The sequence below is a fragment of the Curtobacterium sp. MCBD17_035 genome, assembly GCF_003234815.2.
GTDB lineage: Bacteria > Actinomycetota > Actinomycetes > Actinomycetales > Microbacteriaceae > Curtobacterium.
This window is the reverse complement of record NZ_CP126279.1, coordinates 890,985-911,136: the sequence shown is the minus strand read 5'-3', so window position 1 is coordinate 911,136 and position 20,152 is coordinate 890,985. Positions and strand designations below refer to the sequence as shown.

Below are 20,152 nucleotides of genomic sequence, written 5' to 3'. Positions count from 1 at the left end.
CGTGGGCGGCATGCAGGACGCCGACTCGCGTGCCCTCAAGCGCACCGGGTTCCGGGCGGTCGTCCGGCGGACGACCCACCAGGTCATCCGGCACCGGGTCGTCGACGCCGCTGCCTCGCTCACCTTCTTCGCCACGCTGACGGCGTTCCCCACGGCCCTGACCGTCGTGTCGGCCGTGTCGATCCTCGACCGCTCCGGTGACACGATCACCGACATCATCCAGATCCTCGGCGCCATCATCCGCCCGGAGACCGCGCGACACCTCGAGACGCCGCTCCGGCAGCTCACCGCGCTCGACAGCCCGGAGCTCGCGTTGGCCATCGGCCTCCTCCTGACCCTGTGGTCGCTGTCCGGGTACGCGACCGCGTTCGGGCGCGCGATGAACACGGCCTACGAGGTCGAGGAGGGGCGACGGATCTGGAAGTTCCGCAGCATGATGCTGCTCGTCACGATGCTCATCATGGTCGGGGGCGCCGTGGCGATCACGATCCTGCTCGGCACTCCGACGGCGGTCGCCACGGTCGTGCACCGCATGGGGTGGCCGGCCTGGCTCGAGGGCCTGTGGGACGTCGGCAAGTGGCCCGTCCTCCTCGCGACCCTCGTCGTCATGGTCGGGGTGCTGTACTACGCGACGCCGAACGTCCGGGCACCACACCTGCGGTGGGTCTCGGCCGGAGCCGGGTTCGCGATCGGCACCTGGGCCCTCGCGACCCTCGGGTTCGTCGTGTACGTCAAGACGATCGGGTCCATCAACCACGCGTACGGCTGGCTCGGTGGCGCGATCCTGCTGCTCGTCTACCTCTACATCTCGAACTTCGTGCTCGTGGTCGGGGGCGAGCTCGACTCGGAGATCATCCGGATGCGGCAGCTGTTCGCCGGCGTCGAGGCGGACGCCACGATCCGCCTCCCCCTCCGCGACGTGCGCCGCAACTTCGCGCTGGCCCGGTGGCACGACCACGACGTCGCGACCGCGCGGCAGGTGCGCCTGGCCGCCGCGGAGCTGCCCGAGCCCGATCCCGAGACCGAACGCGAGGAACAGCGTCTGCGCGACCTCGCGAACCAGGTCCGCGTGCGCGCCGACGAGCGGCCGCTGCCGACGGACTGACGGCCGGGAGGCCCGACCCGCGCCCGCCCCGTCGGTCTCGTGACCGGGCCGACGGGGCTACTGGTGGAACTGCGGGACGATCAGGTACACCCCGTACAGCACCGTGGCCGCGCAGACCGCGAAGCACAGCACCGCCGCCGCGCGCGCCGACCGCGCGCGGCCGTCGCGCCCGGTGACCCACAGACGGAGTCCGAGCCCGTACACCGAGGTGACGAAGCACGCGGAGATCAGCGCGACGAGCACGACGAGCAAGAAGCCTCCCCAGTCGATCATCGACGGCCTCCTCTCCGTGCGGCCATCCGGCGCAGGGTCTTCTCGCGGCTCAACGCCACCCGGCGGGCCGCGACCTCCTCAGCACGCTTCCGGCGCTGCAGGTCGCGGCGCTGCTTGCGCGTGAGGACCGAGTTCGCGGCGACGTCGACCTCGATCGCCGCGGCCTGCTCGACCGGGTTCCGCCGCGACCACAGGAACAGCCCGGCGATGATCACGGCCCCGAGCACGGCGTCGACGACGAGCCCGGCCGTGCCGATGCGGGCGATCGCCGACGCGACCGCGCCCACGGCTGCCGAGGCGGGCAACGTGATGAACCACGCGATGACGATCTTGCCCGCCGTCGACCACTGGATCTTCGACCCGCGGCGACCGAGCCCCGCACCGATGATCGATCCCGACGACACCTGCGTCGTCGACAGGGCGAAGCCCACGTGGCTCGACGCGAGGATCGTCGCGGCGGTCGAGGCCTCGGCGGCGAAGCCCTGCGTCGCGCGGATGTCCGTGAGCCCGCTGCCGAGCGTCCGGATGATGCGCCAACCGCCCGTGTACGTGCCGAGCGCGATCGCCATGGCGCAGGCCACGATCACCCAGAGTTCCGGGCCCGACCCGCTGCGCTGGAACCCGCCCGCGATGAGCGTGAGCGTGATGACGCCCATGGTCTTCTGGGCGTCGTTCGTGCCGTGGGCGAGCGACACCATGGACGAGGTGAAGATCTGACCGATGCGGAAGCCGCCGCGTTCGTTCGGCGCGCCCTTGCGCCGCGTGACCGCGTAGGCGATGCGGGTCGCCAGGAACGCGACCACCGATGCGATGACCGGCGAGAGGACGGCCGGGATGATCACCACCGTGAGGAGCGAGGCGTAGTTCACCGAGCCGAAGCCCGCGCCGACGATCGCCGCGCCGATGAGGCCACCGAACAGCGCGTGGCTGGACGAGGACGGCAGGCCGCGGAGCCAGGTGATCATGTTCCAGGTCACGGCACCGATGAGCCCCGCGAAGATCATCGCCGGGGTGATCGCGACGCCACCCGGCCCCTCGTTGATGAGGCCGTGCGAGATCGATGTCGCCACCTCGGTGCTGAGGAACGCCCCGACGAGGTTGAGCACCGCCGCGACGGACACCGCGACCGTCGGCTTCATCGCGCCGGTCGCGATCGGGGTCGCCATCGCGTTGGCGGTGTCGTGAAAACCGTTCGTGAAGTCGAAGAAGAGGGCCAACGCGATGACCAGGACGACTATGAGTGTGAGATCCACCGCCGACGAGTCTCCCAGTTCCGGGCACCGCGGGGCAACCTGATGTCCATCCCCCGTCCACTCCGTGGGCGAGCACCGCCGTCCTCGTCCGCTGTCGTCGCGCTCAGGGCCCGTCCAGCCCGCACCAGGCGCTCTCTGAGAAGATGGACAGGCCGACGACGAGAGGACTCCCGCCCGATGGACATCGCCGAACTGCTCGTGGTCCTCGTGGTGTCCCTCGCGCTCACCGCGTTGGCCCGCGCCAAGGGCCTGCCCGCGCCGCTCCTCGTCACCGCCGCCGCGCTCGCCGCCTCGTTCGTCCCCGGGCTGCCGCACATCGAGATCGACTCCGACGTCATCCTCACCGTGGTGCTGCCGCCGCTGCTGTACTCCGCGGCGCTCGACGTGACGTGGCAGAGCTTCCGGCAGTCGCTCCGGCAGATCCGTCGGCTCGGGATCGTGCTCGTGATCGTGACCGCGATCGTCGTCGGCGCCGTCGCCTACCTGCTCGTACCGGACATGACCCTGCCCGCCGCGATCCTCGTCGGCGCGATCGTCGCCCCGCCCGACGCCGTGTCGGCCGCGGCGATCGGCCGGAAGCTCGGGCTCCCCCGCCGCGTGATGACCGTGCTGTCGGGCGAGAGCCTCATCAACGACGCGGCGTCCCTGACCCTCGTCCGCGTCTTCACGCTCATCATCGCGGGCGAGTCGCTGACCCTGTGGGAGGACGCCGGGATCTTCGCCCTGGCGATCGTCGTGGGACTCCTGGTCGGCGGGGTCCTCGGCGTGCTCGTGCACTGGCTCCGGATGCGGCTGGGCGACCCGGTGATCGCGACCATCATGAGCATCCTGCTCCCGTTCGTGGCCTACGTCCTCGCCGAGGAACTCGGCGGCTCGGGCGTGATCGCGGTCGTCACGGCCGGCCTGTACATCGGGTACAACTCGCCGAAGGAGGGCTACGAGACCCGTCTCCAGGAGCGCCCCCTGTGGACGAGCGCCGACGTCATCCTCGAGGGCTTCGTGTTCGCGCTCATCGGGCTGCAGCTCAACACGGTCGTGCGCGAGACGCTCGCCAGCCACCGCAGCCTGCTCGAGAGCGTCGGGGTGGCCTTCGTGGTGCTCGGCGTCGTCGTGCTGGTCCGTCCCGCGTTCGTGTTCCTGTCGTACTGGCGGCGACGCCTGAACGGGCGCTGGCTCCGACCGCTCGTCGTCCGCGCGACCCGGGGCAGGCCGCGCCTCCGGTGGCTCCGCGGCGCGGCCGAGCCACGGATGACCTGGCAGGAGCTCACGGTGATCTCGTGGACGGGGATGCGCGGCGTGGTCACCCTGGCCGCCGCCGTCGCCGTCGTGTCCTCGCCGACGCACATCCCCGCGCAGGACACCATCTTCCTCATCGCGTTCGTCGTCACCGTGGGGACCCTCCTGCTGCAGGGGCTCACCCTGCCGATCGTCATCCGCCGTCTGCACGTCCACGACCCGGGCGAGCACGAGCGCGACACCGCGGCCGAGCTCCTGTTGTCCCACCGCACGACCGAGGCGGCGATCGACCTGATCCGCGAGCGGCAGGACGTCTGGGCGGAGCGGTACGGACGGGAGGCCGTGGACGCGACCGTGGGCCGGCTGCGGCGGCGCTTGGAGCGGCAGGCCGAGGACTTCCAGCACGACGCCGAGGACGAGCGCCTCGACGCCCGCGAGGCCCCGTCCCGGCTCACCGCCGCCGAGGTCCAGGCGGTCCGGCGCGAGCTCCTCGCCCGCCGGCGCGAGGTCGTGCTGCGCGAGCGCGAGCACGGCGCCCTGGACGAAGAGGTCATGCGCCGCGTCCTCATCAGCCTGGACGCCGAGGAGCTCGCGATGGACTCGTCCCAGGCGGGCCGCAGCCGGTCCTGACCGCGCGGCCCGCACCTCCCGGCCATGTGGGCTCGAAGCGGCGGCGGCGTACCCTGGAAGCCTTCGTCCGAAGCCCAGAGAGGTGGCCCAGCCCGCGTGAGCACACCGCGCAACAACGACGTCCCGGACCGTGCCGGAGTGCACCGCAGCACACCGACGGCCCGCACCACGAGGCCGGCGACCCGGGGATCGTCGCCGCGTCGGGGTACCCGCATCGCCGGGCGGGGACGGACCGTGACCCGTGCGCCCGAGCCCCAGCGCATCAGTCGCTACCGCCGCTGGTACGGAACCCTCCACCCCTCGCTGCAACTCATCGGCCTGCAGCTCTGGATGCCCCTGTTCTTCATCGTCGGGTTCTGCCTGTGCTACATCGCGGCGTTCCACGCACCCCATCCGCACGACGTCCCGATCGCGCTGGTCGGGTCGGACCCGGCACTCGTCGCGGCCGTGCACAAGGCCCTGCCCGGCGAGTACGTGTTCCACACGGTCGACTCGCTCACCCGCGCGAAGCACGACGTGGTGAGCGGACTCATGGCGGTCGCCTACGACCCGTCGTCGAACACGGTGTTCAAGGCGAGCGCGCACCAGTTCCAGGTGGCGAGCCTCGTCCCCGCGACCCTGTCGTCGGTGATCACGGCCGGTGGGGGTCCGGCACCGACGATCACCGAACTCGCCCCGTTGCCACGCTGGGACGAGTACGGCACCGTCGCCATGTACGTCATGCTCGCGTGGTGCATCGGCGGGTACATGGTGGCGATGTTCATCGGCATCATGGGCGGCCCGCTGCGCCACCGCACGCGCGTCGCGGTCATCGTGGTGGGCGGGATCGTCATCTCCCTCATCACGAACACCCTGGCCGGCCCGGTCGTCGGCGCCATCCACGGACACTTCGCCGCGCTCGTGCTCATCGCCTGGGGCTGGATCGTCGCCATCGGACTGACCGTGAACGGCCTGAGCTACTTCGCCGGGCGGTTCATCGCCGCACCCGCCATGATCTGTTTCGTCTTCCTGTCGATGCCGTCGTCGGGTGGCGCCTACCCGAAGTGGTTCATGCCGGAGCCGTTCGCCTGGCTGAACCACGTCGTGGTGGGCTCGAGCATGGTCGAGATGATCAAGCACACGGTGTACGGGGTCGGACCCTCGTACGAGCGCGGGCTGGTCACGATGGCCTCCTACGCCGCGGCCGGGATCGTGCTCATGGTCGTCGGCAAGATGTGGTGGGAGCACCGCCGCATCCGGATGATCGTCACCGGTCGCACGACGATGTTCGGGGACGCGCAGACCGCGAACCGCGATTTCCTGGGCCAGCAGCGCGACGAGGAACTCGCGCGGCACGGACTCCAGTCGACCGAGACGGGCACGCTGAGCACCATCCGCCCCGGCCGAGGCGACGGTGACGACCACCACGACGCGGGGTTCCAGGACGCCCGGATGACGGGTGACGTCTTCACGGGCGGGCTCGAGGGCCTCGAGGGCACCGCCGCACCCCGCACCGGCGCCGTCGCGATCAGTCGACCGCCGCACGGACGCCGGACCCGGTGAACCCGGACACGGTGGCACAGTCCTCGCCGAAGGTGAACCGCGCACGGACGCTCCCACCGCGCAGGACCCCCGGCAGCCAGTAGCGGGCGTCGTCCCACATGGCGTCGTAGGGCACGGCGTCGACGGGGACCCAGCCCGGTTCGAGCTCGTCGCCACCGCGCGGCTCGCCGTCCCACCGCTCGGCGACGAACACGTCCGAGACCTGACTCCACGACGGCCGGAACGGGAAGCGGTAGTCGAGCGTCCCCCGCGGCTCGAGGTCCTCGGCACGGACCTCGAGCCCGACCTCCTCCGCGACCTCACGCACCGCGGCCGAGCGGGCGTCCTCGCCGGGCTCGAGCTTGCCGCCGGGGCCGACGAGCCGTCCGACCCCGAGCCCCCGCCGCTTCCGTCCGAGCAGGACCTCGACCCCGGCGGGCCCGGATCGGAGCAGGTAGACGACACACACCCGCGGGTGCTGGTCCTTCGACGCGACGTGCGGCACGCTCCGAGTCTGCCCGAGCACGCCGGGGAGCGCGGCGTCGATGTCCCCGAAGGCGTGGCGTAGGCTCGCTCCATGGCAGCGCAGGTACGGGCACACCGTGGCTGAGTCCCGGAACGCGGGGCGGAGCCTCGAGGTGCTCCGTGCCGAGGCGGCGGAGGAGATCGCCGTCATCGTCGAACACCGCTGTCGCCAGGGTGACGACCCGTGGGAGTTCATGCACCTGATCCCGACGGTCGACGAGCAGGTCGTGCTGATCCTCCGCGCCGAGGCCATCGAGGTCGACTCCCGCATCGAGCACCGTGCCGGCGGACGCACCCAGCACCCGTCGTCGGGGTCGGGTACGGCGCACGGCGAGGAGTACCACCGCCTCCGGCGCATCGCGCTCGCGCACCCGGAGCTGTCGAGCGCGGTCTGGAAGCTCATGGGCGCGATCCCCGAGGGCCGCTGACCCGGTCCGGCGCATCCGCGGACACCCGCGGACCAGGCCCGGGGACCGGCAGCGGATGCGCTTGACTGACCGCATGACCGAAACCGTCCTCGCGATCCTGAACCGTCCCTCCCAGCACGCCGAGGCGCACGACCCCGGCGCCGACGCGTTCACCTTCGAGGGTCCGATCGAGCCGCACGTCCAGGTGCTCGACCTCGGCTTGGTCCGCGGTGACGGCGTGTTCGAGACCCTGAACGTCACGGACGGTCGACCGCAGGCACTCGAGGCACACCTCGACCGTCTCGCCCGCTCGGCCGCGATGCTCGACCTGCCCGCACCCGACCTCGACGTCTGGCGCCGCGCGGTCGAGGCCGTCGTCGCGGAGCTCGATCCGGTCCGCGAGGCCTACTGCAAGACCGTGATGTCCCGCGGCGTCGAGGGCGACGGCCGACCGACGGGCTACGTGTACGCGGCCCCGGCCGAGGAGTACACCATGCCCCGCGAGCAGGGCATCGCCGTCGTCACGCTCGACCGCGGGTACCGCCACGACGTCGCCCGCACGAGTCCCTGGCTGCTCCAGGGCGCCAAGACCCTGTCGTACGCCGTGAACATGGCCGCCCTGCGTGAGGCGGCTCGCCGCGGGGCCGACGACGCCCTGTTCGTCTCGACCGACGGCTACGTCCTCGAGGGCCCGCGCTCGACGCTCCTGCTCCGACGCGGCGACGACCTCGTCACGCCCCGGACCGACATCGGCATCCTCGCGGGGACGACGCAGGCGGACGTCTTCACCTTCGCCGAGGACCGCGGGATCGCGACCTCGTACGAGCTCGTGACGCTCGACGACCTCCGTGCCGCCGACGCACTGTGGCTCGTGTCGAGCTCCCGGCTCGCTGCCCCGATCCGTTCCGTCAACGGCGACGTGCGCGACATGGACCTCGAGCTCACCGCCGCGATGAACACGTTCCTGCTCGACCGCACCGCGTAGGCGCCGGACGCCGTGACCCGGCGGACGGCCGGGAGGCCCGAGCCGCGCCCGGCCCGGCGGTCGCGATCCGGGCCTCCCGACCGGCGCCGCGGCGGGCGGTCGGGGGTCAGAACCGCGGCACGGTCACCCCGCGGTGCGCCTCCGCGTCCCACGTGTAGACCTCGGCGCCGTCGATGAAGACGCGGAGCGCCCGCGAGGTCGCGTCGAGCGGGTCGCCCGACCAGAGCACGAGGTCGGCGTCGTAGCCGGGTGTGATCTGACCGACGCGGTCGCCGAAGCCGAGGAACGTCGCCGGGTTCGTCGTCAGCGCCTCGAGCGCCGTCTGCCGGGGCAGGCCTTCCTTGACCGCCATCGTCGCCTGCAGCACGAGCATGTTGATCGGCACGACGGGCGCGTCCGTCGTGATCGCGACCCGGACCCCGGCCGCCGCGATCTCGGCGAGGTTCGTGATCGCGCGGTCCCGGAGCTCCACCTTCGAGCGACTCGTGAACAGCGGGCCGTACACGACGGGAATGTCCTTCTCGGCGAGGAGACCCGCGAGCTTGTGCCCCTCGGTGCCGTGGTTGACGACGAGCCGGTAACCGAACTCCTCGGACAGGCGGATCGCGGTGGCGATGTCGTCGTGGCGGTGCGTGTGCTGGTCCCAGGCGAGCTCCCCGTCGAGGACGCGCGCGAGCGTCTCCTTGGTGAGGTCGCGTTCGAACGGCTCGCCCTTCCCCGCGGCGGCCGCACGGGCGGTGCGGTAGTGGTCGGCGGCGACGAAGGCCTCGCGGATCACCTTCGCGACCCCGAGGCGGGTCGACGGTGTCTGGTCCTTCGCCCCGTACACGCGCTTCGGGTTCTCGCCGAGCGCGCTCTTGACGCTGACACTGTCCGAGATGAGCTGCTCGTCGATCGTCCGGCCGCCCCAGCTCTTGATCGCGACGGTCTGGCCACCGATGGGGTTGCCCGAGCCCGGCTTGACCACGATCGCGGTGACGCCGCCGGACAGCGCGTCCCGGAAGCCCTCGTCGTCGATGTCGATCGCGTCGATCGCGCGGACGGCGGCCATGTTCGGGCCGGTCATCTCGTTCGTGTCGTTGCCCGCGACGCCGTTGGCCTCCTCGTGGATGCCGACGTGGCCGTGCGCCTCGACGAAGCCCGGCACGAGCCACGTGCCCGCCGCGTCGACGACCGGCAGTCCCTCGGGCACGGCGACGTCCGGGCCCGCCGCGGTGATGCGTCCGTCCTCGACGACGACCGCGCCGCCGTCGAACTCGTCCCCGACGACGGGGACGACGTGGGCACCGGTGATGACGAAGGATCGTTTGCTCATGCGGACCACGCTACCGACCGGCGGATGCGATCTCGGTCACCAGCACCGGGCCTCCCGGACCGTCCAGGTGCACCGCCGGAGCGCGTCCTAGGCTGGGCCGGTGAGCTCCGACGCGTCCTCGACCACCCCTCCCATCGCCGCGAAGCACCCGGTCACCCGGACCCACCACGGGGTCCGGTTCGTGGACGACTACGAGTGGCTCCGTGACAAGGAGTCCCCGGAGACGCTCGCGTACCTCGAAGCCGAGAACGCGTACACCGACGCGGCGACCGCGCACCTCGCCCCGCTGCGCGACCGGCTGTTCGACGAGATCCGTGCCCGGGTGCAGGAGACCGACCTCAGCGTGCCGGTGCGGATGGGCCGGTTCTGGTACTTCACGCGCACGAGCGAGGGCAGCCAGTACGGCGTCCACTGCCGCGCGCCGATCACCGACGAGGACGACTGGACCCCGCCCGAGGTCGAGGCGGGCGCCGAGGTGCCGGGCGAGCAGGTGGTGCTCGACGGCAACCTGCTCGCCGCGGGGCACGACTTCTTCGCGCTCGGCACGTACGACGTCAGCGACGACGGCGAGCGCCTGGTCTACGGCATCGACACGGCCGGCGACGAGCGGTACACGCTGCACGTGCGCGACCTCACGAGCGGTGCGGACCTGCCGGACGTCATCGAGGGCACGGGTGCCGGTGCCGCGTTCGACCCGTCGGGCCGGTACGTGTTCTACCCCACCGTCGACGAGTCGTGGCGTCCGGACACCATCTGGCGGCACGAGGTCGGCGGGACCGGCGAGGACGTCGCCGTGTTCCAGGAGCCCGACGACCGCTACTGGGTCGGCGTCGGCGTCACCCGGTCGTCGCAGTACATCGTGATCGAGCTCGGGTCGAAGATCACGTCCGAGGTCCACCTGCTCGACGCGGCGGACCCGACGGGCGAGTTCCACGTCGTCTGGCCGCGTCGCGAGGGCGTCGAGTACGACGTCGAGCACGCGGTCGTCGGCGGGAGTGACCGGCTGCTCGTCCTGCACAACGACGGCGCCGAGAACTTCGAGCTCGTCGACGTGCCCGCGGACGACCCGACGTCGACGAGCGACCGCCGCGTGGTCATCGCGCACGACCCGGAGCGCCGCATCGAGTCGGTGGACGCGTTCGCCCACCACCTCGCGGTCGAGTACCGGTCCGAGGCGCTCCCCCGCGTCGCGATCGTGCCGATCGAGGGCGACGGGTACGGCGACGCGCACGAGGTCCCGTTCGACGAGGAGCTGTTCTCGGCGGGCTTCGGCGGCAACCCCGAGTGGGACCAGCCCACCCTGCGCCTGACGTTCACGTCGTTCGTGACCCCGTCGACGGTCGGCGACCTCGACCTCGCGTCGGGCGCGATCACGGTGCGGAAGCGCCAGCCGGTGCTCGGCGGCTACCGCTCCGAGGACTACGTGCAGGAACGCCAGTGGGCGACCGCACCGGACGGCACGCGCGTGCCCGTCTCGCTCGTGTGGCGCCGCGACGCGGTGGCGGCCGGGAGGCCCGCTCCCGTCCACCTGTACGGCTACGGCTCGTACGAGCACAGCATCGACCCCGGTTTCAGCGTCATGCGGCTGTCGCTGCTCGACCGCGGCGTCGTGTTCGCGGTCGCGCACGTCCGCGGGGGCGGCGAGATGGGCCGGCACTGGTACGAGCAGGGCAAGACCCTGACCAAGAAGAACACGTTCACCGACTTCGTGGCGGTCGCCGACCACCTGATCGCGACCGGCCGCACCACGCCGGACCGCATCGTCGCCGAAGGCGGCAGCGCCGGCGGGCTGCTCATGGGCGCCGTCGCGAACATCGCACCGGACCGGTTCGCGGGGATCCTGGCGGCGGTCCCGTTCGTCGACGCGCTGACGAGCATCCTCGACCCGGACCTGCCGCTCACGGTGATCGAGTGGGACGAGTGGGGCGATCCCCTGCACGACCCCGAGGTCTACCGGTACATGAGCGAGTACACGCCGTACGAGAACGTCCGCGACGACGTCACCTACCCGCGGATCCTGGCGGTCACGTCGATCAACGACACCCGGGTGCTGTACGTCGAGCCCGCCAAGTGGACGGCGCGCCTGCGCGAGGTCGGTGCGCCGGTGCTGCTCAAGACCGAGATGGCGGCGGGACACGGCGGGGTGAGCGGGCGCTACGACTCCTGGCGCGAGCGGGCCTTCGAGCTGGCGTGGCTGCTCGACGTGCTCGGTCTGGCCGAGGCCGGACCGCGGTCCTGACGGCGCGATCCCCGACCCGCGAGATCGCAGTCGTTGCCGTTCCGGGAGCGTCCTGAGCGGCAACGACTGCGATTCCGCGGGAGAGGGTGACGGGCTGGGTCAGACGCGCGAGAGGGCCTGCACCGCGTCGTCGTAGGACTCCTCGGCACGACGCACGCGGTCGCCCGCGAGCACGCCGTAGCCGAAGGTGTCCTCCCCCGCGCGCGTCGCGATGCCGGCGACGTGCCGGAGCTCCTCGAGCGCGTGCAGGGACTGCGCCCGCTCGGTGAGGACGTCCGCCGCGACGGTGATCCGGCGGCCGAGTGCATGCGGGAAGGCCTCGTCCCCGAGGACGTCCATCGCGATCCGCATCCGCATCGTGGCCAGCCACGCGCGTTCGGTCGCCTCGCGGTCGCCGGTCTCGTCCGCCGGGTCGTCACCGACCGCGGCGCGCACGAGCTCGCGCACGACGGGCTTCTCGGCGGCCGTGACGTCCTGCGCCACCCGCTTCGGGGTCCGGAGCGCCCAGGCGGTCGGCTCGGGTCGCTCCACGGCGTCGTCGAGCAGGTCGAGCAGGTCGAGGTACTCCGGCGTGTGCAGGAACCGGAGGGTGTCGCGCACCGCCTCGTCGCGACGCTCACGGGTCGCCGCGAGGAGCCGTTCGCGCGCCAGGGTGTCGACGAGTGCGTCCTGCGCCGGCGTCCCGGCCCGGTGGAGGTCGCCGACGAGGTACTCGGCCGACGCCGCACGGCTCACGACGTCGGCGAGCGTCTCCGCGGCGGCCACCGCGCGGTCGGTGAGGTCCGCGTCGGCGAAGGCGGCGCGGTAGGCGCCGAGCACCGCCGCCAGGCCGAGCGACGTGGTGGCCAGTCCGCGGAGGTCGGCGGTGTCGCCGGACCGGAGCCGGGCCTCCCGGCGGGCGAGCGACGAGCGCAGTCGCGCGACGCGCTTGCGGAGGACGCGCGCGGCGGAGCCCTTGGCCGGCTTGTCCGTGGTGCGGAGGCGCGGGGCGTCGACGCCCGCGAGGCCACGGGCGAGCTTCGAGGAGACGGCCGCCGGCTGCGCACCACGCTCGGCGAACCGCGCGTCGAGGCCGTCGAACAGCGTCTGCGCCACCTGCTCGTCGACGCCCTCGACCGCCTCGACCTCGACCTCGCGCCACGTCCGCGGCCCGGTCGGCGCGTCGGGGTCGAGCCGGAAGGCGCTGACGTGGTCGTCCGCGAGCTCGGCGACCTGGTCGCCGTCCTCGTCCAGGAGGCGCGTCACGGCCCGTTCCGTCCGGATCCGCACCACGGGGCGCAGCGCCCGCCCCCGGCGCTCGGCGAACAGCGCCGCGAGCACCGCGTCGGGCACGGTGTCGGTGTCCTCGGTGAGCGGGAAGTGCTGTTCGTGCCGGACCGTGTCCGAGGCCGCGCGTTTGATGTGCCAGCCGGCGTCGGGGCCTCCCGTGCGGCGGCGGACCGTCACGTGTGCGGCCACCAGGTCGAAGCGCTCGGTGTCCCAGTACGTGGCGTCGAGCTCGAACGGCTCCTGCCGCTCGGTGCGGAGGATCCCGCCGACCCCGATCAGGTCCGGCAACTCGGCCTCCGGGGCCAGGTCGTAGGTGCGTTCGATCTCGAGGTGCGTGTCGCTCACACCTCCTTGTCTACCAGCCCGCCGCCGGTGGCCCGAGCGTCGTCGAGACGGCCGGCGAGGACGGCCGCCGCGATGCTCCCGAGGAAGGGGACGACATAGGCCAGGAGCATGACGAGGAACAGCGCCGTGTAGGGCACGACGGTCGCGAGGCTCCAGACCTCGGTCAACGTCCAACCGAGCGCCGTCGCGATCACGGGCATGCCGAGGAGCCACCAGTCCGTCGCGGACCTGCAGCGGAGCACGAGGCGGCCGGCAGCCACGGCGACCGCCGACCCACCGAGCCACGCCCAAGCGGGTCCGGGCGTCGACGTCAGGACGAGGGCCGCGAGTCCGGCCGCGCCGAGCACGACGAACCCGACACCGGCGAGCCGGCGGCCGCGGGTCGACGCGTCCGTCAGCAGCAGGGCACCGATGGCCGCGAGCGCCGGGACGACGACGAGGAGGGCCACGACGACGACCGTGAGGACCCGGATCCAGTCCCATCCGTCGTAGCGCGATCCCATGGCGGACAGCCCGGCTCCGACGAGCATCGAGCAGATGGCGAAGGCGACGAGCGCCGAGGACGTGCGGATGGTGCGCGGCGCGGCGCGCCCCGACAGTGCGGACATGGATTCCCCCCAGGTCGATCGGTGGACGGCGCGGCGGTGGAACAGCGCCGTGGTGAGCGCCCCGAACGCCAGGCCGGCGCGGGGCAGGTCGAGGTCGGCGGCGTCGCGGAGGTCCGCGTGCCACTGCTCCATGCGGACCGGTCGGTGGTCGGCGGGCGAGAGTGCGACGGCGAGGTCGACGACCGCTCGCGCGAGCGGGTGCGGCGCGGTCGACGCGCCCTCGGCGCTGTGTCGAGCCGCCGACGATCGGGGGCCGCTCACGGGGCCACCGTCCGGCCGGGCGCGGTGCGCCGTGACGGTCGCGCGGCGGCGCGTGCCCGGTGCTCGTCGGCGGACGCGACGAGGTCGCGGGCGGCGACCCGGCCCTCCCCCGTGAACGCGTAGCGGCGGCGACGCGGGCCGGATCGGTCCGGGTCGTCATCCCATGACCCGGTGATCCAGCCCTGGCGCTCGAGCCGCTCCAGGATCGGGTAGACCGTGCCGGACGGGCGCCCCGTGGTCTTGATGAGCACGAGGCCCCAGAGTGGCTCCTCCTGGGCGAGCAGGGCCTGGAGGACGTCGAGCGTCGGTGCGGTGACGCGCTGGAGTGGTTCCATGGACCGAACCTACCTATGTCGAATAGGTGTGTCAACCGGTCCTGCTGTCCGGCGGGCCGACCGGGAGGGCCGGGCGGCGTCCGGCAGGAATACCCGCGCAGGCACGCCGGTTACCGTCGGCATCATGAGTGACACGATCTCGAAGGACGCGTTCGTCCCCGCCGCCGGCACCGTCACGATGTTCACGACCGGCTGGTGCGGCTACTGCAAGCGACTGAAGACCCAGATGGACCGCGCCGGTGTCACGTACACCGAGGTCAACATCGAGGAGACCCCCGGCACGGCCGAGCTCGTGGCCGCGGTGAACGGCGGGAACCAGACCGTCCCGACCCTCGTGTTCCCGGACGGCTCGACGGCGACGAACCCCTCGCTGGCCGAGGTGCAGTCCCGCATCTGAGCACCGCCCTCGTCGGCGGCCGCGCGTGGACGCGTGCGCCGCGGGGACGCGCGACCTGATCCATCCCCACGGGAACGGCCCCGGTGACCAGTGGTCACCGGGGCCGTTCGCGCGCCGGGCGCGTCGACCGCGGGCGGCCGGCGACGGGGTCAGCGCCCCTCGAGCGCGTCCGTGAGCATGGCCGCCATCGCGTCGAGCTGGATGTCGCCCGAGTCGACGAGCTCCTCGTCCGAGCCGTCGAGCGCCCGCGCGGCGAGCCCGGCCTTCCTGTCGATGAGCTCGGCGATCTTCGTGTCGATCGTCTGGGCCGCGATGATCCGCCACGCCGTGACGGGCTCCTCTTGTCCGATGCGGTGCACGCGGTCGATCGCCTGCGTCTGCTCGGCGCTCGTCCACGACAGCTCCGCGAGGACGACGTTCGACGCGACCTGCAGGTTGAGGCCGACGCCGGCCGCGGTGAGCGAGCAGACGATCACCGCCACGTCCGGGTCGTTGACGAAGGCGTCGATCTCGGCCGTGCGCTGCGCCGTCGACTGCTCGCCGCGGACGGTCGCGGTCCGCAGGCCACGGCGCGCGAAGACCTCTTCCGCCTGGTCCATGACGTCGAGGTGCTTGGCGAAGAACACGACCTTGCCGACGTTCGACGCGAGCTGCGCCGCGTAGTCCGCCGCGAGCTGGGCCTTGGCCCGACCGATGCGCCGGACCATCGAGAACACGTTCTCGCCGGTCGTCGTGGCGTCCTGGTCCTCGAGCTCCCACCGCGCGACCTGGCGGACGAGCTTGTGGTCGATGCCCTCGACCGGGGCCTGGCCGGTGCGGGCGGCGAGCGCCTGGTGGTAGCGGGCGACGAGCTTCACGGTCAGCTCGCGCTCGGCGTCGCGGATCGACCGGCCGACCTCGTCGTCGAGTTCGACGGGGATGTCCGCGATCCGGCGCGCGGGGATGTCCGCCGCGACGTCGACCTTGCGGCGTCGGACGATCCCCATCTCGATGACGGCGCGACGGGCCTCCACGAAGAAGCCGGGCTCGGCCGGGGTCAGCCCGATGTCCTCGAGGGCGTTCATGAGTTCGGCGCGGGGCTTCTTGTCGTCGATCCAGCCGAGGAACTGCCAGATCGTCCGGAAGTCCTCGACGCTGTTGATGAGCGGGGTGCCGGTGAGCGCCATGAGGAGCGGCCGGGCCATGCGCTCGCGGATGCGCTCGGCGAGCTGCAGCACGAACCGGGAGCGCTGGGACTCCTTGTTCTTGATGAAGTGCGCCTCGTCGACCACCATGCCCCGGAACCCGAGCGCGCCGAGCCAGCCCACGTGGCGGTCGAGGATCTCGTAGTTGACGACGATGACGTCCGCGAAGCCGTCCATGTCCTCGCCGTCCCCGTGCAGCACCGTGACGGATCGGTTCGGCACCCACCGCTGGGCCTCGCGCATCCAGTTCGTCTTGACGACGTTCGGGACCACGACGAGGAGCGGGAACGCGTTCGCGGCGTCCGCGGCGAGAAGCGACTGCGCCGTCTTGCCGAGGCCCGGCTCGTCGGCGAGCAGGAACGTGCGGTGCCCCTGCGCCGCCGACGCGACCAGCTCCGCCTGGTGCTTCATGAGCTCGGCACCCGCGGGGGTCCGCAGGGTCGTGGGCTCCGGGAGCGGCATCGACGCCACACCCCCGCCCGCGCCGTACTCGAACGACTTGAACAGCGGGCCGAACAGCTCCCAGTTCGCGAGGCGCCGCGGGTGCGCGACGGGGGCCTCGGCGAGCGAGAAGTCCGGCGGGAGGAACGGGTTCGCCAGCTGCCGGGCGACGACCTGCTGCGGCACGACGGCCCGCTCCGGGGCCTCGACCGGCGAGGTCGGCTCGGCGGCGATGACGAGCTCCTCGGGCGCGAGCTCCATGCCCGCGGCGATCATCATGTCCCGCTTGACGGTCCGCGTCGACTCGGAGACGGGGGCGTCCTCGGCGAGGAGCTGGATGACGCTCGTGTCGCGGGCCGCGGTCTTGGCGAGGATGGTGGCGACGCCGTCGAGCCGCTTGAGCTGTTCGGCGCGCTGCGCGTCGGTCAGGTCGGCGTCCGCCTTGACGCGGGCGCGCTCCTCGCGCATCAGCTGTGCGACGGCCTGGAACTTCGTGCGGTTCGAGGGGCGAAGCGCCCCACGCTGGGCCGCAGCCTCGACCTCGCGCACGGCGCGGGCGAGCACGGGGATGAGCCCCTCGTTGTCGACGGGTCGCGTGCGACGGGGTGCGGACCGCACGCCGCCGGCCGCTCGCCTGATGCCTGATCGAGCCAACGCTCCTCCTGTCTCCCGATCGACGGGAGTCCCCGACGGTGTCCGCCGGTACGTCTCGTGACGGACCGCGCGCGGCCGTCGTTCCGGACACCCGTGCGACACGACCGGACGTGGCCCGGGGCGAGCCTGTTCGACGCGCCGGGCCGGTACCGATCAGGAGACCGGGTGGGTGCCCCTCCATGAACTGTCACACGCTCGCGACGCCGCACGGATGTCGGGTCACCGCCGTCGCGTCCCGACTCCGGGGGGCCGGGACACGTGACCGCCCCCGGAACCGGGTGGGCCGCCCCCGGAATCGGGACGGCGTGCGGCGCACGGCGCGTGCGCAGCCAGTCTAGTGCACCGCACCTCCCGCGCACCATGTGGGAGCCCCGGGAGGCCCCGCCTCAGGACCCGCGACCGGGTGCGGACCGTGGCCGCAGACCGGGCCCCGGGGCGGGCAGCGTCGCCGCCGGTGCGGTGAGCGCCGCACGGGTCGCGGCGAGGAGCTGCTCCGCCGTCGCGATCCCGTTCGCCGACCCGGTCGTCGCCTGGCCACCCGCGTGAGCGAGGAGTTGCGAGCCGATGGCGGGTCCGATGCGCTCGGCGCCGTCCGGGTTGCGTCGCACCCAGTCCCGCGCGATCGCGTCGGCGAGCCGTTCGGCGGCGGCGCCCCGGTCGGCGTCCCCGCGCGACCGGTGCCAGAGGCCCGTGACGACGAGGTGTGCGACGACGGCGCCGACGTCCCGGACCGGGTGCCCCCACCCGGCGGTGTCGATGTCGAGCAGGCCGGAGATCCGCCACGGCTCCTGCTCGTCGACGAAGATCTGCTCGAGGTGCAGGTCACCGTGCACCACCTGACGGTCGGACGTCGACCACCCGATCGAGCGCCGCCCGATCGCGTCGTACAGTCGGTCGATCTCCTCGGCCTCCCCCGGCAGCGCGGACACGAGTGTGCGCCGGTGCCAGTCCGCGTGGTCCATCGCGTCCGCACGCGCCTGCTGCGTCAGCCGGACCGTGGCGATCCGGCCGGTCAGTGCGGCGAGCGACGCGATGAACCGGGGATCGTCCGCGATCTCGAGGATGCGACTGCCCGCGGGGACGCCTCGGACGCGCTCGAGCACCAGCAGACCGTCACCGCGGGACGACAGCACGCGCGGCACCGGGAGTCCGGCCGCCACGAACTGCTCGTGCGTCCGGACGATCGGGGTGACGCGGTGTGGTCGCACGACCTTGAGGAACACCGTGCCCTGGGGCGAGTCGACGCGGACCACCGCGCGTTTGCCGGGTCGGTACGCCGCGACCGTGAGCGTCGGTGCGGTGACGGGCATGCCCGCGGCGGCCAACAGCTCCGCCACCGCGTCCCGGTAGGTCACGTGCGGCAACACCGGGAGGCCCGGGTCGTTCGGGTAGGCCCACACCGACACGGCGTCGCCGGTCACGGGGTCGAGCACGACGGCCGAGTGCTGGTCGTGGCCGCCGCCCGTGTCGACGTAGGTGAGCACCGTCGCCCGTGCCCCGGCGGCGTCGACGGTGTCGACCTCGTAGCCGTACAGGTAGCCGTTGCCCGACGGCTCGACCGAGTGTGCGCGCGCGGACAGCACCGTCGTCCCCGAGCCGGCGAACGCCTCGGGGAGCACGCGATCATGGTCGGGCCACACGCGCCCAGTCAACCGTGTCCCGCATCGATACGCCGGGAGCGGCGCTCGGTAGCCTCGGACCGTGAACCCCGTCGCGCGTCTCCGTCAGGCGACGCGGACGCCGTTCCTGCAGGTTGTCAAGACCGCGGTCGCCACGATCGCCGCCTGGGTGCTCTGCACGGCGCTGCTCGACTCGGAGTACCCGATCTTCGCCGCGATCGCCGCGCTGCTCGTCGTGCAGCCGAGCGTCAACCAGTCGTTCGTCCGCGGCCTGGAACGCAGCGCCGGAGTGGTGCTCGGCGTGCTGCTCGCCACCGCGCTCCACCTGCTGCTCGGTGACAACACGTGGATCGTACTGCTCGTGATCGTCCTGGCGATCCTCCTGGCGTGGACGCTCCGGCTCACGCCCGGTTCGTCGACGCAGATCCCGATCAGCGCGATGCTCGTCCTGTCGACCGGCGCGACCACGCCGCACTACGCCGTCGACCGGATCATCGAGACCGTCATCGGCGCCCTCGTCGCCCTCGCCGTGAACGCGCTCATCGTGCCGCCTGTGCTGCTCCAGCCCGCGCACCTGGCGGTCGGCCGTCTCGCGCGGGACACCGCATCGGCGTTCGAGCGCATCGCCGTGGGACTCACCGAGGGCCGGGACCGCACCGGGTGGGAGGCCGACCTCGCCACCGCGCGGACGCTGCGGCAGGCGCAGGCCCGCTCCGACGCCGCGCTGGCCGCCGCGCGGGAGAGCCTGACGATGAACCCGCGCGGCGGGCGCCATCGGACGATCCTCGAGCGCGACATGGAGATCGCCGGGCAGCTCGCCGTGATCGTCACCCGCGTGATCGGGATGACCCGGGCGATCCGGGACAACGTCGCGCCCGACCTCGTCGAGGACCGCGCGATCGGCCGCATCGCCACCGAGGTCGCACGGATCGCCGCCGAGGTCCGGGCCTTCGCCGCTGCCGATCAGCGGCCGATCGCCGAGGATCCCGCCTCGCCGACGCTCACCGCCCCGGTCGTCGTGCTCCGGCCGAACGAGGACCACAGGATCCTCATCGGGTCGTTGCTCGAGGACATCCGCCGCGTGCGCGAGGAACTCCTCGGCGAGGGGGCCTGACCCGACGCCGCGACGGCCCGGTCAGCGCAGCGGGTCCGCGCACCGCTCCGAGCAGGTCGCCGTCGCGGTCGCCGCGGCGAGCGCCGTGCGGATGAGCTCGTCCCACGCATCCCCGACGGCCGCGTCGGCCACCGGGTCGGTGCGATGGCGCGCCGCCACCCGGATCTCCGCGAGCGCCGCGACCGCGTCGGCGCGCCCCGCTCGGCCCGCGACGTCCGGGAGGCCCGCCCGCAGGTCCGCGAGCGCCCGCGCCCGGTGCGGCGCCGCGAGTTCCTGGAGCCCCGTCATCACCCGCCACGCCGCGCGCAGTTCGAGTCGTAATCGGCGGACCGCCGGGTGGAGGGGCTCCCCCCACCCGTCGTCCACGAGTCGGTCGCCGGCGAACCGGTCGTCGACACGCTCGTCCTCCGTCGGCCCCACCGACGCTTCGTCCCCC

At 72.7% G+C, this 20,152-nt stretch carries 18 protein-coding genes; 8 read left to right on the top strand and 10 right to left on the bottom strand.

Translation table 11 applies throughout. From position 1 onward, the window contains the following. The first annotated feature begins 10 nt into the window (after positions 1-10). The gene (locus DEI93_RS04395) at positions 11-1,105 is read left to right on the top strand and encodes a YihY/virulence factor BrkB family protein (RefSeq protein WP_146244097.1); all 1,095 of its coding nucleotides are present in this window, start codon (positions 11-13) and stop codon (positions 1,103-1,105) included. 57 nt (positions 1,106-1,162) lie between these two features. Here DEI93_RS04395 and DEI93_RS04390 read toward each other — a convergent pair whose 3' ends face one another. Both DEI93_RS04390 and DEI93_RS04385 read right to left on the bottom strand, forming a co-directional pair. After that, entirely contained in the window at positions 1,163-1,378 is a 216-nt protein-coding gene (locus DEI93_RS04390; RefSeq protein WP_111011076.1) for a hypothetical protein, read from the bottom strand. Beyond that, positions 1,375-2,631: an inorganic phosphate transporter gene (locus DEI93_RS04385; RefSeq protein WP_111011075.1), complete on the bottom strand. Its 1,257-nt coding sequence runs from the start codon at positions 2,629-2,631 to the stop codon at positions 1,375-1,377. The genes DEI93_RS04390 and DEI93_RS04385 overlap by 4 nt, the downstream gene beginning before the upstream one ends. A gap of 177 nt (positions 2,632-2,808) precedes the next feature. Here DEI93_RS04385 and DEI93_RS04380 point away from each other — a divergent pair, with 177 nt between their 5' ends. Both DEI93_RS04380 and DEI93_RS04375 read left to right on the top strand, forming a co-directional pair. Next, positions 2,809-4,497: a cation:proton antiporter gene (locus DEI93_RS04380; protein WP_111120684.1), complete on the top strand. Its 1,689-nt coding sequence runs from the start codon at positions 2,809-2,811 to the stop codon at positions 4,495-4,497. 234 nt (positions 4,498-4,731) lie between these two features. After that, positions 4,732-6,039, top strand: coding sequence for an ABC transporter permease (locus DEI93_RS04375; protein ID WP_146244486.1), 1,308 nt, complete (start codon positions 4,732-4,734; stop codon positions 6,037-6,039). Here DEI93_RS04375 and DEI93_RS04370 read toward each other — a convergent pair. Beyond that, complete coding sequence (locus DEI93_RS04370; RefSeq protein WP_181434915.1) at positions 6,005-6,523, bottom strand: 8-oxo-dGTP diphosphatase; 519 nt, start codon at positions 6,521-6,523, stop codon at positions 6,005-6,007. The genes DEI93_RS04375 and DEI93_RS04370 overlap by 35 nt on opposite strands. Before the next feature lie 97 nt (positions 6,524-6,620). Between DEI93_RS04370 and DEI93_RS04365 the strand changes: the two genes are divergently transcribed. Both DEI93_RS04365 and DEI93_RS04360 read left to right on the top strand, forming a co-directional pair. Next, positions 6,621-6,971 carry a tryptophan synthase subunit alpha gene (locus DEI93_RS04365; protein ID WP_111037288.1) on the top strand — a complete coding sequence of 117 codons (351 nt, stop codon included), beginning with the start codon at positions 6,621-6,623 and terminating at the stop codon, positions 6,969-6,971. A 73-nt stretch (positions 6,972-7,044) separates the two neighbouring features. Continuing rightward, a complete protein-coding gene (locus DEI93_RS04360) occupies positions 7,045-7,935 on the top strand; it encodes an aminodeoxychorismate lyase (protein WP_111049606.1) in 891 nt (296 codons plus the stop codon). A gap of 106 nt (positions 7,936-8,041) precedes the next feature. On the opposite strand, the gene DEI93_RS04355 is transcribed toward DEI93_RS04360, so the two are convergent. After that, the gene (locus tag DEI93_RS04355; RefSeq protein WP_111011070.1) at positions 8,042-9,250 is read right to left on the bottom strand and encodes an amidohydrolase; all 1,209 of its coding nucleotides are present in this window, start codon (positions 9,248-9,250) and stop codon (positions 8,042-8,044) included. Positions 9,251-9,350: 100 nt separating this feature from the next. Here DEI93_RS04355 and DEI93_RS04350 point away from each other — a divergent pair, with 100 nt between their 5' ends. Further along, positions 9,351-11,489, top strand: a complete 2,139-nt coding sequence (locus DEI93_RS04350; RefSeq protein ID WP_111120678.1) for a S9 family peptidase — start codon at positions 9,351-9,353, stop codon at positions 11,487-11,489. A 99-nt stretch (positions 11,490-11,588) separates the two neighbouring features. Here the strand turns inward: DEI93_RS04350 and DEI93_RS04345 are convergent, their stop codons facing one another. Genes DEI93_RS04345 through DEI93_RS04335 form a run of 3 tightly spaced genes read right to left on the bottom strand, consistent with a single transcriptional unit; the run spans position 11,589 to position 14,307 of the window. Continuing rightward, positions 11,589-13,103 (bottom strand): CYTH domain-containing protein, encoded by a 1,515-nt coding sequence (locus tag DEI93_RS04345; RefSeq protein ID WP_146242919.1) that lies wholly within the window; start codon positions 13,101-13,103, stop codon positions 11,589-11,591. Next, positions 13,100-13,972: a hypothetical protein gene (locus DEI93_RS04340; RefSeq protein ID WP_181436140.1), complete on the bottom strand. Its 873-nt coding sequence runs from the start codon at positions 13,970-13,972 to the stop codon at positions 13,100-13,102. The genes DEI93_RS04345 and DEI93_RS04340 overlap by 4 nt, the downstream gene beginning before the upstream one ends. Continuing rightward, positions 13,969-14,307 (bottom strand): PadR family transcriptional regulator, encoded by a 339-nt coding sequence (locus DEI93_RS04335; RefSeq protein WP_111120674.1) that lies wholly within the window; start codon positions 14,305-14,307, stop codon positions 13,969-13,971. Before DEI93_RS04335 ends, DEI93_RS04340 begins: the two co-directional genes overlap by 4 nt. A gap of 124 nt (positions 14,308-14,431) precedes the next feature. On the opposite strand from DEI93_RS04335, the gene DEI93_RS04330 reads away from it, so the two are divergent. Beyond that, positions 14,432-14,704: a mycoredoxin gene (locus DEI93_RS04330; RefSeq protein WP_111011066.1), complete on the top strand. Its 273-nt coding sequence runs from the start codon at positions 14,432-14,434 to the stop codon at positions 14,702-14,704. Between the two features lie 149 nt (positions 14,705-14,853). Here DEI93_RS04330 and DEI93_RS04325 read toward each other — a convergent pair whose 3' ends face one another. Then, complete coding sequence (locus tag DEI93_RS04325) at positions 14,854-16,983, bottom strand: DEAD/DEAH box helicase (RefSeq protein WP_111120673.1); 2,130 nt, start codon at positions 16,981-16,983, stop codon at positions 14,854-14,856. 386 nt (positions 16,984-17,369) lie between these two features. Continuing rightward, positions 17,370-18,602: a phosphotransferase enzyme family protein gene (locus tag DEI93_RS04320; protein ID WP_111120672.1), complete on the bottom strand. Its 1,233-nt coding sequence runs from the start codon at positions 18,600-18,602 to the stop codon at positions 17,370-17,372. Between the two features lie 82 nt (positions 18,603-18,684). Between DEI93_RS04320 and DEI93_RS04315 the strand changes: the two genes are divergently transcribed. After that, the gene (locus DEI93_RS04315; RefSeq protein WP_111120671.1) at positions 18,685-19,716 is read left to right on the top strand and encodes an FUSC family protein; all 1,032 of its coding nucleotides are present in this window, start codon (positions 18,685-18,687) and stop codon (positions 19,714-19,716) included. A 21-nt stretch (positions 19,717-19,737) separates the two neighbouring features. Here DEI93_RS04315 and DEI93_RS04310 read toward each other — a convergent pair whose 3' ends face one another. Next, positions 19,738-20,136: a hypothetical protein gene (locus DEI93_RS04310; RefSeq protein ID WP_146244485.1), complete on the bottom strand. Its 399-nt coding sequence runs from the start codon at positions 20,134-20,136 to the stop codon at positions 19,738-19,740. Positions 20,137-20,152 lie beyond the last annotated feature (16 nt).

Bases quoted from the DNA above. Each gene is read 5' to 3' on its own strand.
- DEI93_RS04395 (WP_146244097.1), top strand. From the start codon at position 11: ATGCAGGACGCCGACTCGCGTGCCCTCAAGCGCACCGGGTTCCGGGCG.
- DEI93_RS04390 (WP_111011076.1), bottom strand. From the start codon at position 1,378: ATGATCGACTGGGGAGGCTTCTTGCTCGTCGTGCTCGTCGCGCTGATC.
- DEI93_RS04380 (WP_111120684.1), top strand. From the start codon at position 2,809: ATGGACATCGCCGAACTGCTCGTGGTCCTCGTGGTGTCCCTCGCGCTC.
- DEI93_RS04360 (WP_111049606.1), top strand. From the start codon at position 7,045: ATGACCGAAACCGTCCTCGCGATCCTGAACCGTCCCTCCCAGCACGCC.
- DEI93_RS04355 (WP_111011070.1), bottom strand. From the start codon at position 9,250: ATGAGCAAACGATCCTTCGTCATCACCGGTGCCCACGTCGTCCCCGTC.
- DEI93_RS04335 (WP_111120674.1), bottom strand. From the start codon at position 14,307: ATGGAACCACTCCAGCGCGTCACCGCACCGACGCTCGACGTCCTCCAG.
- DEI93_RS04330 (WP_111011066.1), top strand. From the start codon at position 14,432: ATGAGTGACACGATCTCGAAGGACGCGTTCGTCCCCGCCGCCGGCACC.